Source organism: Clostridium sp. AF15-41 (genome assembly GCF_003604095.1).
In the GTDB taxonomy this organism is placed as follows: domain Bacteria; phylum Bacillota; class Clostridia; order Lachnospirales; family Lachnospiraceae; genus Coprococcus.
The window spans coordinates 18,468-33,163 of the sequence record NZ_QTMQ01000009.1 but is presented as its reverse complement, the minus strand read 5'-3'; the positions used below and the strand labels follow the sequence as shown (position 1 = coordinate 33,163).

Here is a 14,696-nt window from a genome sequence, read left to right as displayed (position 1 = left end):
TCCTGTATGATATGAATAAAGGAGGACGAGTCATGGAAACAAAAAATATTATTTTTGAACTTCGTACAAAGAGAGGCATGTCACAGGATGAACTGGCTGAGAAAATAATGGTGACGAGACAGGCTGTATCACGTTGGGAGAATGGAGAGACAATTTCTAACACAGATACTTTAAAGCTTTTATCGAAGGAATTTGATGTATCGATCAATACACTACTGGGAGAGCCTAGAAAACTTATCTGCCAGTGCTGCGGAATGCCGCTTGAGGATGACACAATCATAGGACATAATAGTGATGGTTTATTGAATGAGGACTATTGTAAGTGGTGTTATGCGGATGGAACATATACCTATAGTGATATGGATGAATTGATAGATGTCTGTGTTAAACATATGGTAGATGAAAATGTTACAGAGAATCAGGCACGTGTTTATATGAAGGAACTTCTTCCGAAATTGGATTACTGGAAAAGATATGAAGAACTGAGTGACAATGGTCAGTTTGATCAATTCAAGAAGGAGCTGATCAGAGAAATTAATGATCTTCATGTAGAAGGTCTGCCTGAGGTAAAAAGACTGAACGCCCTTGTTGGAGAATATGTGAATTTAGAATACAGGCTTCCGAATGGAGAAAAAGTGAAATTCCTGGATGACCGGAAAACATATTTAGGCAATCAGCTTGAATGTGAATTTTGTGGAGACAGATACTTTGGAGTTCTTGCAGATATGGATTTTATTCTGATTTCAACATATGAAGCTCAGGGCAAAGATCCGGAACTGATAATTTACAAAAAAAGATAACTGATAATTTACACAAAAAGATAATTGCTTGACAAATCATTTTTTTGTGCTATACTTCGTACCAACAGAATAGTAAAAAATAAGTACGCAAGGGTGTGTTACATCGGTTGCGTACTTTTTTGTTTTATGAAATACAAGGGAGGTGGAAACTGGTGAAGACCCTTGAAACAAATGACTGGCTGGTCATGAACAGTATCATATACAAGATCTACACAACCGGTGATTTTGACGCCATGCGGACACAATTTCTGGAACAGATCAAGACCGTCATAGATTTTGACAGTGCAGATTTTTATCTGGCATCATCAAATGAGAAAGAAAATCTGGAACGTCCGGTATTCCTCAACTGTGATGAAGACTTGTCAGATATTTATGAGAATATGGATTATAGCCGTGGTATTATGTTCAGTGGCAGGAGTATGGTATATCGGGAAACTGATATCATATCTGATGAGAAAAGAGTTCAAACCGAATATTATCAAAGAGTATATAAGCCAAATAACTGGCATTATGCGTTACAAATGATATTTGGACGGAACAAACATTTTCTGGGCGTGGTGACACTATATAGGACGATTGGTAAAGAGGACTTTACATATGAAGATGTATTCCTGATGGATATGCTTAAAGATCATATGGCATACCGGTTGTCACAGGACAGAAACAATCAGATGACCAGTCAGGAGAAACTGACGCTGACACAGGCAGTAAAGGCCTATGATCTGACGAAGCGGGAGCAGACCATATTGCAGCTTTTGCTGCAGGGAATGGAGAATACGGAGATCTGTGACCATTTATCCATAACGGTAAATACACTAAAGAAGCATATTTTAAATATTTACCGGAAACTGGGAATTCGAAACCGTGTTCAGATGTTTAAACTGATTAAAGAAAAAGAGTAGTTAGTACTATAAAAGTAGTAGAAAAATGGTAATCCTGTTCTATTGAAGAATTAATTTGAAAGTAGTATATTTTCGTTAACAAGCAAAGGAGCTGTTCAGAGATGAACGGCTCTTTTTTGTTATATTAGTTGTATGTTGCAGATTGGAGGAAGAAAGAATGAAAGAAATCATATTAATAATCAGACCGGAAAAGCTGGAAGTATTAAAAAGCATATTGGATGAGAAAAATTGTGGTGGTATGACAATCTCAACCGTTATGGGATGCGGAACACAGAAAGGAACTGTTGAGGGCGTAAATGAGATTAAAGGCTTTAAAACTACGATCAATCTTCTTCCAAAAGTAAGAGTTGAAGTAGTAGTTGAAGATTCCAAGGTAGAACAGATCATTCTGGATGTAAGAGAAAAGGTAGCTACCGGACATGTCGGAGATGGTAAGATCTTCATTCGAAATATCGAAGAGGCTATACGAATCCGTACCGGTGAACGAGGAGAAAAAGCATTATAGAGAAATTTGAAAAAGAGGTGATATGATTTGGCAAATGTTATAGTTGATATCAAAGACGTAAATAAAATATACGGAACAAATCATGTTGTAAAAGATCTGAATCTGCAGGTAGAGGAAGGCGAGTTCCTGACATTGCTTGGATCATCCGGATGCGGCAAGACGACAACGCTTCGTATGATCGCAGGATTTGAAGAACCGACGACAGGCTCCATTCAGGTAGAAGGTGAGCCGATTGAAGATAAAGAGCCATTTGAGAGAAATGTAAACACTGTCTTTCAGAGTTACGCTTTATTTCCACATAAGACCATATATGACAACGTAGCATATGGTCTTAAGATGAAAAAGGTTCCAAAGAAAGAGATCAAAGAACGGGTAACGGAGATGTTAGAGATGGTTCAGTTATCCGGATTTGAGAAACGGTATCCAAGTCAGTTGTCCGGTGGACAGAAGCAGCGAGTTGCGATTGCAAGAGCGTTGATCAATCGTCCGAAGGTTCTGCTGTTGGATGAGCCGCTTGGTGCATTGGATCTGAAGCTTAGAAAACAGATGCAGCTGGAACTGAAACGGCTGCAGAAGAAATTACACATCACATTTATCTATGTTACACATGATCAGGAAGAAGCGCTTACGATGAGCGACAGGATAGCTATTATGCATGATGGTGTCATGGATCAGATCGGATCACCGACAGACATCTATGAAAGACCGGCAACCAAGTTCGTAGCAACCTTCATCGGAGAGACAAACGTATTTGACGGAACGATCAAATCGATCGTAAACGGAAAAGCGGTTATAGGAATTGAAAATGGAGATGTAACAACCTCCGGTTCCGTGACTGAGACAGAGGAAAAGAACACTGGATTTTCAGTTGGTGAATTTGTAACTGTTTCTGTTCGACCGGAAAAGCTTCATTTTTCGGCAGAACCGGTAGAGGGCTTCAGCGTACCGGCACTGGTCAAGGATTATATCTATGTTGGCTCAGTCGTCAAATGTCTGGCGGTTCTTCCAAATGGAAATGAAGTAAAGATGGAACGTCTGGCAGGCGAAGAACTTCCAAAATCCGGTGACAAAGTATTTATCTGCTGGAATCCGGAGGATGCGGTATTGATCCACAGTCTGGATAACAGCTTCTATCAGAGTATGGAAAATATAACACTGGCATAAGGAGGTGTTTGATATGAATAAAAAGAGATTCAGAGAAAAGACACTTCCGGCAACGATCATGGTAGGGCCGGTGACCTTATGGCTGATCCTGTTGGTAGCGGTTCCACTTATCTATATACTGGTCATGAGTTTTTGCAGTATTGATCAGTATTACAATGTAACATTTCAGTTCACATTCGATAATTACAAACATCTGGCGGACAGTTCTTATATTAAGATCTATGTTCAGTCACTTGTGATCGCATTACTTACAACCGTGATCTGTATCGTGCTTGCATATCCGTTTACCTATGTTATTGCAAGGACAAAGAGCAGATCAAAGAATCTGTTATATATGCTGGTTATCATTCCGTTCTGGACGAATTCACTGATCCGTATCTATGGATGGAAGACATTCCTTGGTTCATCCGGCTGGTTGAATACCGTGCTTATGAAGCTGCATCTGATATCAGAGCCATTGAACCTCTTATATAATCAGGGAACTACCGTATTTGGTATGGTGTACTGCCTGTTCCCATTTACGGTACTTCCACTTTATACCGCGATCGGCAAGCTGGATCATACTTTATTGGAGGCTTCCTCTGATCTTGGAGCTAAGGGCTGGCGGACTTTCTTTGAAGTGATCCTGCCACTGACAGCCAGCGGAATCTTTTCCGGCTGTATCATGGTATTTATTCCATGTCTTGGATATTTCTTTGTATCGAATATCTTAGGTGGTGGAAACGCAGATGTTATTGGTAACCTGATCGAGCGTCAGTTCAAGAGTGGAAATAACTGGCCGCTTGGTGCAGCTTTATCCATCATATTAATTGTTATCACATTGATCCTCGTCAAACTGTACCAGAAGACAGGCGGCGATATGGATAGTCTGGGGGTGTAAACGATGAGCAGAAAAGCAAAAGTAAGAACAAAGAGTATTCTTTCAAAGATCTTTTGTTCTCTGATTTATATTGTATTGTTTATGCCGATTGCAGTTGTTGTAGTGAATTCCTTTAATGCAACGACATCAAAACCATATCTGACCTGGAAGGGGTTTACATTTGACTGGTATGTGAAATTGTTTGAAAATCAGTCGCTTCTTACATCCTTTGGCAATACGATGATCATAGCATTGGTCACAACTGTACTTTCAACGATTATAGGTACGCTCGGTGCGATCGGAATGTACAAATATAAATTCAAAGGAAAAGGGATCATAGACGGACTTTTATATATCCCGGTCGTTATTCCTGAGATTGTAATGGGTATATCCTTACTTACGGTATTCGCAAAGGTCTCGATCCCAAGAGGTATGCTTACATTGATCATTGCACATATCACCTTCTGTGTGCCATATGTTATCTTCAATGTCAGGGCAAGATTATCCGGCTATGATATTTCGATTGAAGAAGCAAGTATGGATCTGGGAGCTAACCGCATTCGTACATTCTGGGAGATCACACTTCCGGTTTTAAGACCCGGCATTACAGCCGGTGCATTACTGGCATTTACGTTATCGATTGACGACGTTATCATAAGCTACTTTGTAAATGGTAATACGATGACTTATCCGTTACAGGTTATGGCAAGTATTAAGAGTGGAGTAGCACCTGATGTAAATGCATTATCAGCGCTGATCTTAGCAGGCACGATCATCTTTGTTGTCCTGACTCAGGGCAATCTGTTTAAGAAGAAAAAACAGTAGCTGTATAGAATGAAACAGTAAACAATTTATAGAAGTAACCGAACAAGGTTCAAGAGTAGAAGGGAGACATAATTATGAAGAAAAACAGAAAAAGAGCAGTAAGTATTGCATTATCACTTGTTCTTGCAATGACAGCAGTAAATATCACAGGCTGTGGTAAGAAAGCAGACAGTACAAACGGAGAGTTAAACCTGTTCATCTGGACAGAGTATGTACCGGATGAAGTAATTAAGGATTTTGAAAAAGAATATGGAATTAAAGTAAATGTATCAACATTCTCATCCAATGAGGATATGCTTGCAAAGGTAAAATCAGAGGATGAAGGAACTTATGATATCGTACAGCCGAGTGACTATATGGTAGAATCCATGATCGCTCAGGGAATGCTTGAGAAGTTGGATCAGGATGCACTTACCAATCTGTCAAATATTGGTAGTCAGTATCTGGATCCTGTATATGATCCGGGCAATGTCTACTCCGTTCCTTATCAGGGTGGGGTGGCAGCGATCGCAGTCAACACAGACAAGGTATCAACAGATATTAAGGGATATGCAGATCTCTTTGATCCTTCATTAAAAGGACAGATCGTAGCACTGGATGACTACAGAGCAGTTATCGGTATGACGGAGAGAAGCATGGGACTCAGCATGAATGAAACAGATACAGCAAAGCTTGCCGAGGTTGAAACGAAGCTTCTGACATTAAAGGATAATATCGCAGTATATGACAGTGACAGTCCAAAGTCATCTCTGATCAGCGGAGATTGTAATGTTGGTTACTGCTGGGCTGCTGAAGTAGCGCTTGCTATGGATGAGAACCCATCGATCAAGATTGTATTCCCTGAAGAGGGCGCATATAAATTCATTGATAACTGGGCAATCGCAAAGGGTGCCAAGAACTATGATAATGCAATGAAATTCATCAACTATATGTGTGATCCGGATGTTGCTACAAAGGTTATGGCGGAATACCCATATCTGAATGCGAATGCAACTGCAGTGGAGGCAAATGAAGATTACAGGAACAATGAAGCAAAGAATGTACCGGTTGAGGTATTTGAAAAAGGTGAATTTGTTGGAAATCTTGATACAGATACATTGACTGTTTACAACGATATGTGGAACAAATTAAAGCAGTAATACAAAACGGCAAAAGGCAGACAAAAAAAGTTGATCAGGAGGAGTAAGATATATGGAACCAAAAAAGATGTATATTGATGGTGAGTGGGTAACAGGAAGTATGGAAAAGCCGTTTGACGTTATCAATCCGGCGACCGGAGAAGTGCTCGCGCAGGTCTATGAAAGCAGTGTAGAAGATACCAGACGTGCTATCGCTGCGGCAAAGAAATCATTTTACCAGACAAGAGAGTGGCGTGATATGGATTCCCAGACCAGAAGTGATATGATTCTAAAGATCGCAGATCTGATCGACAAATATGCCGATGAACTGGCAATGCTGGATACTCTGGATAATGGTAAGCCGCTTCGTGAAGCAGAAGGAGATATCAGTGATGGTATTCATTGCTTCCGTTATTACGCAGGTCTTTGCAAGACTCCGCATGGTGGTGTATATGAGGTAAATGATGGATTTGGCAAGATGCATTCATATGAGACCAGAGAGCCGGTCGGTGTCTGTGTGCAGATCACTCCATGGAATTATCCGTTTTTGATGTCTGTCTGGAAGCTGGCTCCTGCACTTGCAGCAGGAAACAGTATCGTGTTTAAACCAAGTCCAAAGGCTCCGCTTTCAACAATCCGGTTATTCGAGATCTTTGAAGAAGCAGGACTTCCGAAGGGCTGCGTCAATCTGTTACAGGGTGATGCTGAGGTCGGAACGGAAATGGGCGAGAATACCGATGTTGATATGATCACATTTACAGGAAGTACCAGAGTCGGTCAGAGCCTGATGAAAGCAGCCGCTACAAATGTGAAGAAGATCGGACTGGAGCTTGGTGGTAAATCACCAAATGTCATTTTCGCAGATGCAGATCTGGATGGCGCTGTAGAGTGGGCAATGATCGGTATTTTCTTCAATCAGGGAGAGGTATGTTCCGCAGGATCCAGAATCATCATAGAAGAAAGCATCCATGATGAGTTTGTTGCCAGATTAAAGAAAAAGGCGGAAGCCATGACGATCGGCAATCCGGTGAACAATCCGGATATCGGACCAGTCATTACGGAAAAGGATATGGAGAAAGTTCTGTCTTACATAAAGAGTGGTATCGAGGAAGGCGCAACACTTGTAACAGGTGGTGAGCGCTATACAGAAGGAGAATGTGCAAAGGGCTACTTTGTACGTCCAACGATCTTTGATAATTGTACTTCGGATATGAAGATCGTCCGTGAGGAGATCTTTGGTCCCGTTGTCAGCATCCAGACCTTTAAGACAGAGGAAGAAGCGATTGCGATGGCAAATGATACTGTATATGGTCTTGCCGGAGCTGTATTTACTTCAGATATAACCAGAGCACATCGTGTGATCAGTGAGCTTCGCGCAGGTATCACATGGATCAACTGCTACAACCCAACCTTCAATGAAGCACCTTGGGGCGGTTATAAGATGAGTGGTATCGGCAGAGAGCTTGGCGTTCATGGTATCGAGGAATATCAGGAGGTCAAGCAGATCAATATTAATCTGAATCCGGGTATCGTAGGCTGGTATGAACACTAGATAAAACAGACCGTTCACTTTCTGAAAAATGAAGGTGGGCGGTTTTTTATTGCTTTTTAATGCGTTTCAAATACCGAATGATTTGGCAAATAACAGAAATAGGGTAGAAAATGATACTTCGATAGAGGTATGACGATGGAATTACAAGTCGGTTATATGAGTTGAATATACTTATATTTAATTATATATAACAGATAAATGGTAGATAAATGGTATAAATTAGTAATTGAAAAAGAGCATGAGATACGATAATATACAGACATAGAAGCAAAGGAGCTTGTGAACAGGTCACAGGCTCCTTTTTTTCAGTTTAAAGATGAATATATTTTAAGGAGGATTTTAATATGAGTTATGAACAGGTAAGTAAGGATTTGGAAAAGGTAATTGGTTATATCCATTCAGATGAATTAACAGATGATGAAAAGAAATTAATGACAGAACAGACATTAGATTATTTTGATAATTATGTAAGCCCGGGCTGGTTAAAATACAGAAAGTCAGTATCTACCAACTCAGCAGTGCTTGAGTGGAAAGATCATGACGGTGTATGTGATGGCTTATATGGTGAAGAATTCATTGACTGTCTTGGTGGTTTCGGTATTTATACATGTGGTCATAGAAATCCGGAGATCCTTGATACCGTAAAGGCACAGCTTGATCATCAGGCGCTTCATTCACAGGAGCTGTTGGATCCGCTTCGTGGATATCTTGCAAAGGCAGTTGCAGATATCACACCGGGTGACCTTCAGTATTGTTTCTTTACAAATGGTGGTGCAGAGGCAGTCGAAATGGCATTGAAGCTTGCCAGAATCGCAACAGGCGGAAGATGGTATATCTCAACCGTTGGTGCATTCCATGGTAAATCAATGGGTGCAATCTCAATGGGTGGTAAGAATACATACAGAGTTCCATATACACCTATGGTACAGCAGGTACAGCATGTAGAATATGGTAATGCAGAGGATGCAAGAAAGGCAATCCGTAACCTGATCGCTGTTGGTGAAAAGGTTGCAGCCATGATCGTTGAACCAATTCAGGGCGAGGCTGGTGTTATCGTTCCACCGGAAGGATATCTGACAGAGTTAAGACAGATCTGTGATGAGTATGGTGTAGCGTTGATCTTTGATGAGATCCAGACAGGTATGGGTCGTACCGGTACAATGTGGAGATGCGAAGCAGAAGGCGTAACACCGGATATCATGACATTCGGTAAAGCATTTGGTGGTGGTATCATGCCAATCACAGGTATTATCTGTAAGCCATCCATGTGGGTACAGCAGTTGATCGACAACCCATGGTTACTTGGTTCTCCTACATTTGGTGGTAACCCTGTATGTTGTTCGGCAGCGATCGCAACGATCAAATACATGATCGACAATGATATTCCAGGACAGTGTGCAAGCAAAGGTAAGATCTTAAAGGCAGGACTTGAAAGTCTGAAGGCAAAATATCCTGAGATCATCGATGATGTCAGAGGCGTAGGTCTGATGCTTGCTGTTGAGTTCGTTACATCTGATATCGGTTACAGCATCGCAAAGGGCTTGTTCTCAAGAGGTGTTATGACGGCCGGAACACTTGTAAACTCCAAGTGTATCCGTTTCGAGCCGACAGCGGTTATTACAGAGGAACAGATCGCAGCCGTTATCGAGCGTATGGATGCGGCACTTGCTGATACGAAGAAAGAATATAATCTGTAAATTCATCGGTATATTATGATGGAAAATCATCTGACCATAGTATAGGCAATGATTTTTCGGATGAATAGAATGTGCAAAGTACATATAAGACTACCGTTTATTCGGATACAGATTTGATCGTCAGTTGAAACTGCTATGATCAGACTGCCGGATGGACGGTAGTTTTGTTTTATAGAAATATTTATCCTGTAAAGCAATTTTGTTCTGGGGTAAAAGAGTCGAAGCGGCTCTTTGTATTTATACATAAATAGGGTATAATAAAGCTATTCATTCTATATGGGGAGGTATATACAGATGAGAAAATTAAAGATTACATTTAACGCGCCGGTGACGCTGGGCTTTGTATTCATTTGTTTTGTTGTAACGCTGCTTGGGGTACTGACCGGTGGCGGAAGTACCCGGTTATTATTTATGACATATCATTCATCGCTTACAAATCCACTCACATATCTGCGATTCTTTACACATGTATTCGGGCATGCAGGATGGAGTCATTTTATCGGAAATGCCTCCTATCTGTTATTGCTTGGACCGATGTTAGAAGAAAAATATGGTTCGAAAGAAATGTTGGAAGTGATCGGTGTAACAGCACTTGCGACCGGTATTGTGAATTACATCTTTTTCTGGAATGTAGCACTTTGTGGAGCGAGTGGTGTCGTATTTGCATTTATCGTGCTGGCGTCCTTTACCGGATTCCGAGCAGGCGAAATTCCGTTATCCTTTATTCTGGTTGCGATCATCTTTATCGGACAGCAGGTATATGAAGGTATCGCAGTACAGGACAATATCTCGAATATGGCACATATCGTTGGCGGTATTGTGGGTGCAGTTGTCGGATATAATCTGAACCGGAAATAAACGGTGTGATATTTGCAAGGGAGGACTTCTCAAATGAATCGAACATGTGAAATACATGACACCATATTGCAGGATGATCTGAAATTGAGAGAAAGACCGCTTAAGGTTCTGGTGGCTGTTGATTCTTTTAAGGGCAGTATGACATCTGTTCAGGCAGGCATGGCGGTTAAAAAAGGTCTGGAGAAAAATTATAAGAATTGTGAGATCGAAGTGGTTCCGGTTGCAGATGGCGGAGAGGGAACCATGGATGCGATCGCCTATGGAAAATCGAACATGAAACGTCATACAGTTAATGTAACAGGACCGCTTGGACAGGTCGTAAAGGCTTCTTATATCAGTTATGATGAAGCAGGAGAAAAAGTAGCATTGATCGAGATGGCAGAGGCAGCAGGACTTCCGCTTGTACCGGAGTCAGCCAGAAATCCGATGCATACAACTACATATGGAGTAGGCGAGATGATAAAGGATGCCATGCTGCATGGATGCCGGAGCTTTATTATAGGGATTGGCGGAAGCGCAACAAATGATGCCGGGATCGGAATGCTTCAGGCACTTGGATGCCATTTTCTTGACGAACATGGAAACGAAGTTTGCTATGGAGCAGAAGGACTTTCAAAAGTATGCGAGATTTACACAGAGGATATGTTACCGGAGCTTTCAGCATGTTCATTTCAGATTGCCTGTGACGTTACAAATCCGTTGGTTGGCGAGAATGGATGCAGCTATATCTTTGCACCGCAAAAGGGAGCAGATGCTCAGATGGTAGAGAACATGGAGAAATCCATGGTGCGTTATGCAGATCTGGTGGAACAGCAGAACTGGTCAGGCTGTAAGCAGGATAAAGTGCAAATGAATACAGACCCGGAGAAATGTCAGATGGACAGCATAATAAATCGTATGACACCGGGAGCAGGTGCAGCAGGCGGCCTAGGATATGCATTTCTGATGTTCCTGCATGCAAGATTACGACCGGGAATTGATATAGTATTTGATGAGATCCGTTTAAAAGAAAGAATAAAAAATGTCGATCTGGTTATTACCGGAGAGGGCAGGATGGATGCACAGACGTTAATGGGAAAAACACCGGCGGGCGTAGCGAAACTTGCAAAAGCACAGCAGAAAAAAGTGGTTGCATTTGCAGGCTGCTTCGGGGAAGGCATCGAACAATGTATGGAGAGCGGCTTGTTTGATGCGTGTTATTCCATAACCGACGGACTGTCCGAAGAGGAACGAGGGAGAGCCATGCAGACAGAATGTGCCATGCAGAATATGGAACGAGCTGTGAGAGAGAAACTATAGCAAATAAGAAAGCCTGAATAGAGCAGTAAACTCTATTTGGGCTTTTTATGTAAGAACATTTAAAAGTCATATCACACTGTTAATATAGGCGTAAGGAGGTAAGAAATATGACATATCAGATACTGATGATTGAAGATGATGAACAGATCTGCGAAGTGGTGAAAGATTACTTTACCAGAGAAAGTGAAAATGAGATCGTGGTACGGACGGCACAGAACGGACAGGACGGGCTGGATTTATTTGAGACGGAACGGGTGGATCTTGTATTGTTAGACATCATGCTTCCGGGAATGGACGGCTTTGCGATCTGCCGGGAGATGCGCAGGACGAGCATGGTTCCGATCCTGTTTTTAACAGCCAGAAGTTCCGAACGGGATATCCTGCTTGGCTATGATCTCGGCTGTGACGATTATATCATCAAACCATTTTCTCTTGTGACCTTATATGCGAAATGCAAGGCACTGATCAGACGGTCAAAGGATCTCAGCAGAACCGGAGAGTTGGTCTGTGGCAGGATACATATGAAGCCATCGGAGTATAGAGTCCTTGTGGATTCTCAGGAAATAGAACTTGCGCCAAAAGAGTTTGCATTGTTGCGGATGTTGCTTGAGAACAAAAATAAGACTGTGGCAAGAGAACGGCTGCTGATCGGTGTATGGGGTTATGATTATGAAGGCAGTGATCGTTGTGTGGATAATCACATTCGAAAGATTCGAAAACATCTTGGAAGTGCAGGAAAGCAGATTAAAACAGTGATAGGAAATGGATATCAGATACGGGGTGACGACGATGAAAAAGAACAAAAAGAATGATAAAAAAAGAAATGCATTATTGTCGGAGCGGCAGAAAAGAAAAAGACAAAAGATAAAAAGAAAATGGATATGGATTTCATCTGGCATTATAGCAGTCAGCATAATATTGTATCTGCTGGTGATCGGTTATTACAGAAATCAGGTCAATCTGGAATTAAAAGAATATTTTCAGGTATCAACAAATAGTGTCAGTGCAGGTTTGGCTGAATGTCAGGAAGATATTGCAGGTATGACAGATATAGAGGAAGCCCGTAATAGAATACAGGAGATCTTTGCGGAGGAAAATACACCATATTTTTTGACAGCAGTTTACAGGCGGCATTTGGAAAGCTCAGATGCAGTAGACAATATAGAAGAAAAAGACGGTGTAAATGCTGCAGATGAAAATCAAGAAACAGAAACTACGAAGCATACAGACGAAAATGATACAGAAAAATTAGAACAACAGGTACAGGATATAGAGGATGATATGGAGCAGATGCAGTCCGAAGTACAGATGCATTCACCGATTATGCCTTCTTTCCGACAGGTGGTTCAAAATGCTGATGCAGGGGAATTTGCATGGAGTCTTCATGGCAGAGTAGATAATGCCAATCAGTATAGTAAGACGAGCAGGTATTTGCTGGCTAAGATGGAGACTTATGGAGCACATCCGGCAGATATAACAGAGAGTATAAGTGGTTGTTTGGGTGGAAACTATTATTTTAAAAGTCAGTATGTCGTTTTTGACAATGATATATATTATATCGTATCCGCTATGTATGCAGATCCATTTGGCTGGCATACAGAAGGCATCTGGTTATTTTATGGAGGGCTTGCAGTTGTATTTCTCATTATAATTGCAACGATCTTGACTGCGTTTATATCCTGTAGACGGACATTTTCACAGATGGAAGATGCAGAGAGAAAAGAAACGGTTATTACAGCACTTGCACATGATGTAAAAAGTCCATTGATGGCAATTTCCGGGTATGCAGAGAATCTGAAACAGTTAAACCAGACAGGAGAGTGCCGGCATTACATAGATGTTATTTTGGAAAATACATCTTACATGAATGAACTTTTATGCCAGTTAAGCGAGTATATCAAGCTTGGTAAAATGGAAGCGTTACAGACAGAGTCTGTAAGCATCGAACAGATATGGGAGCCGTTACAGGAACGGTATCAGAATCTTCTGGATGAAAAAGGTCTGGAGGTAAGAATGTCAGGAAACTGTACGGTAAAAGGTGATCCGCTGATGCTTTCCCATATGTTAGAGAATCTGTTTGTAAATGCAATTAAGTATTCACTGAAAGGAAGTGTGATCCGGCTGGTATTAAAGGAAGATCATCTGATCCTTAGCAATCCGATGGAACAGCCGATTACAACCGATCCGGAGGAGTTATGGAAGCCATTTGTAAAGGGAGACGAAGCAAGAACCGGCAGAAGCGGAAGCGGAATCGGATTGAGCATCGTGCAGGAGATCATGCAGATATTTGGCTACCACGGAAGTTTAAAAACAGAAGACGGTGAATTTGAAATAATGATTTATTTTTAAATAGAGAGTAGAAATTTTAAATAGTAGATTGACAGTGGTCTTACTATTAGGTAACAAGCCTATCCACTCTGTGTAACTTCAAACTAACCTCGATCAAGTCGAGCTAAGGTCTCAGTTACGAATGTCGGTACTTGGGCAGCGTATTTTGCTGCCTTATGTACCGCTACATGAGGATAGAATGAGAATGTCTTGTGTAATAATAGGTAAGACCACTGTCAATCTGTTTTGTATAGTTTACAGTTAGAATACGCCAGAATCGCATTGCAAACACATGGAAAATAGGCTATATTTATGGGTGGTACTGTTAGTTCCATGTAACAGGAAGTAAGAGGAAATTTGTATGAATGAAAACGAGATTTCAGAGATGATCGAGCTTGCGATGCAGGCAAGAACAAAGGCATATGCGCCATATTCGAATTTTCAGGTGGGAGCCTGTGTAAAGATGGAGAATGGAAGTTATTATACAGGATGCAACATAGAGAATGCTTCCTATGGGGCAACAAACTGTGCGGAACGGACGGCTGTTTTTAAGGCAGTCAGTGAAGGGTGCAGAAAGCTGTCTGCGATCGCGATCGTTGGCGGACTAAAGAACGGAGAATGTGACTATACTTATCCATGTGGGATATGCAGACAGGTCATTGCCGAATTTGCCGAACAAGGCTGCGTGATCGTTGTAGCAAAGAACAAACAGGAATATAGGATGTATTCGGTAGAAGAGCTGCTTCCGGAGACATTTCATTTGAATAAAGAAGAATAAAGGAGACATCA

At 41.4% G+C, this 14,696-nt stretch carries 14 protein-coding genes; all 14 read left to right on the top strand.

What is annotated here, in order from left to right; translation table 11 throughout:
• Positions 1-32: 32 nt before the first annotated feature.
• Complete coding sequence (locus tag DWW43_RS07680; protein WP_119963212.1) at positions 33-800, top strand: zinc ribbon domain-containing protein; 768 nt, start codon at positions 33-35, stop codon at positions 798-800.
• Between the two features lie 152 nt (positions 801-952).
• Complete coding sequence (locus DWW43_RS07675; RefSeq protein ID WP_119963211.1) at positions 953-1,702, top strand: helix-turn-helix transcriptional regulator; 750 nt, start codon at positions 953-955, stop codon at positions 1,700-1,702.
• A gap of 157 nt (positions 1,703-1,859) precedes the next feature.
• Complete coding sequence (locus tag DWW43_RS07670; RefSeq protein ID WP_008402823.1) at positions 1,860-2,207, top strand: P-II family nitrogen regulator; 348 nt, start codon at positions 1,860-1,862, stop codon at positions 2,205-2,207.
• A 27-nt stretch (positions 2,208-2,234) separates the two neighbouring features.
• Positions 2,235-3,371 carry an ABC transporter ATP-binding protein gene (locus DWW43_RS07665; protein ID WP_117784925.1) on the top strand — a complete coding sequence of 379 codons (1,137 nt, stop codon included), beginning with the start codon at positions 2,235-2,237 and terminating at the stop codon, positions 3,369-3,371.
• Between the two features lie 13 nt (positions 3,372-3,384).
• Positions 3,385-4,251 (top strand): ABC transporter permease, encoded by an 867-nt coding sequence (locus DWW43_RS07660; protein ID WP_119963210.1) that lies wholly within the window; start codon positions 3,385-3,387, stop codon positions 4,249-4,251.
• 3 nt (positions 4,252-4,254) lie between these two features.
• Positions 4,255-5,055, top strand: coding sequence for an ABC transporter permease (locus tag DWW43_RS07655; protein WP_008402826.1), 801 nt, complete (start codon positions 4,255-4,257; stop codon positions 5,053-5,055).
• Positions 5,056-5,129: 74 nt separating this feature from the next.
• Positions 5,130-6,194, top strand: a complete 1,065-nt coding sequence (locus DWW43_RS07650; protein ID WP_117784922.1) for a spermidine/putrescine ABC transporter substrate-binding protein — start codon at positions 5,130-5,132, stop codon at positions 6,192-6,194.
• Positions 6,195-6,246: 52 nt separating this feature from the next.
• Entirely contained in the window at positions 6,247-7,725 is a 1,479-nt protein-coding gene (locus DWW43_RS07645; protein WP_119963209.1) for an aldehyde dehydrogenase family protein, read from the top strand.
• Positions 7,726-8,069: 344 nt separating this feature from the next.
• Complete coding sequence (locus DWW43_RS07640; RefSeq protein WP_008402829.1) at positions 8,070-9,422, top strand: putrescine aminotransferase; 1,353 nt, start codon at positions 8,070-8,072, stop codon at positions 9,420-9,422.
• 294 nt (positions 9,423-9,716) lie between these two features.
• On the top strand, positions 9,717-10,280 hold the full coding sequence (locus tag DWW43_RS07635) for a rhomboid family intramembrane serine protease (RefSeq protein WP_117807660.1): 564 nt from the start codon (positions 9,717-9,719) through the stop codon (positions 10,278-10,280).
• A 33-nt stretch (positions 10,281-10,313) separates the two neighbouring features.
• Entirely contained in the window at positions 10,314-11,579 is a 1,266-nt protein-coding gene (locus DWW43_RS07630) for a glycerate kinase (protein WP_243104431.1), read from the top strand.
• Between the two features lie 107 nt (positions 11,580-11,686).
• Positions 11,687-12,391 (top strand): response regulator transcription factor, encoded by a 705-nt coding sequence (locus DWW43_RS07625; RefSeq protein ID WP_117807659.1) that lies wholly within the window; start codon positions 11,687-11,689, stop codon positions 12,389-12,391.
• On the top strand, positions 12,369-13,928 hold the full coding sequence (locus DWW43_RS07620) for a HAMP domain-containing sensor histidine kinase (protein ID WP_165853043.1): 1,560 nt from the start codon (positions 12,369-12,371) through the stop codon (positions 13,926-13,928). The genes DWW43_RS07625 and DWW43_RS07620 overlap by 23 nt, the downstream gene beginning before the upstream one ends.
• Before the next feature lie 340 nt (positions 13,929-14,268).
• Positions 14,269-14,685 carry a cytidine deaminase gene (locus DWW43_RS07615; protein ID WP_021943733.1) on the top strand — a complete coding sequence of 139 codons (417 nt, stop codon included), beginning with the start codon at positions 14,269-14,271 and terminating at the stop codon, positions 14,683-14,685.
• Positions 14,686-14,696 lie beyond the last annotated feature (11 nt).

Coding starts and splice junctions, on each gene's coding strand:
- DWW43_RS07645 (WP_119963209.1), top strand. CDS start 6,247: ATGGAACCAAAAAAGATGTATATTGATGGTGAGTGGGTAACAGGAAGT.
- DWW43_RS07640 (WP_008402829.1), top strand. CDS start 8,070: ATGAGTTATGAACAGGTAAGTAAGGATTTGGAAAAGGTAATTGGTTAT.
- DWW43_RS07635 (WP_117807660.1), top strand. CDS start 9,717: ATGAGAAAATTAAAGATTACATTTAACGCGCCGGTGACGCTGGGCTTT.
- DWW43_RS07630 (WP_243104431.1), top strand. CDS start 10,314: ATGAATCGAACATGTGAAATACATGACACCATATTGCAGGATGATCTG.
- DWW43_RS07620 (WP_165853043.1), top strand. CDS start 12,369: ATGAAAAAGAACAAAAAGAATGATAAAAAAAGAAATGCATTATTGTCG.
- DWW43_RS07625 (WP_117807659.1), top strand. CDS start 11,687: ATGACATATCAGATACTGATGATTGAAGATGATGAACAGATCTGCGAA.
- DWW43_RS07670 (WP_008402823.1), top strand. CDS start 1,860: ATGAAAGAAATCATATTAATAATCAGACCGGAAAAGCTGGAAGTATTA.
- DWW43_RS07660 (WP_119963210.1), top strand. CDS start 3,385: ATGAATAAAAAGAGATTCAGAGAAAAGACACTTCCGGCAACGATCATG.
- DWW43_RS07650 (WP_117784922.1), top strand. CDS start 5,130: ATGAAGAAAAACAGAAAAAGAGCAGTAAGTATTGCATTATCACTTGTT.
- DWW43_RS07655 (WP_008402826.1), top strand. CDS start 4,255: ATGAGCAGAAAAGCAAAAGTAAGAACAAAGAGTATTCTTTCAAAGATC.
- DWW43_RS07680 (WP_119963212.1), top strand. CDS start 33: ATGGAAACAAAAAATATTATTTTTGAACTTCGTACAAAGAGAGGCATG.
- DWW43_RS07615 (WP_021943733.1), top strand. CDS start 14,269: ATGAATGAAAACGAGATTTCAGAGATGATCGAGCTTGCGATGCAGGCA.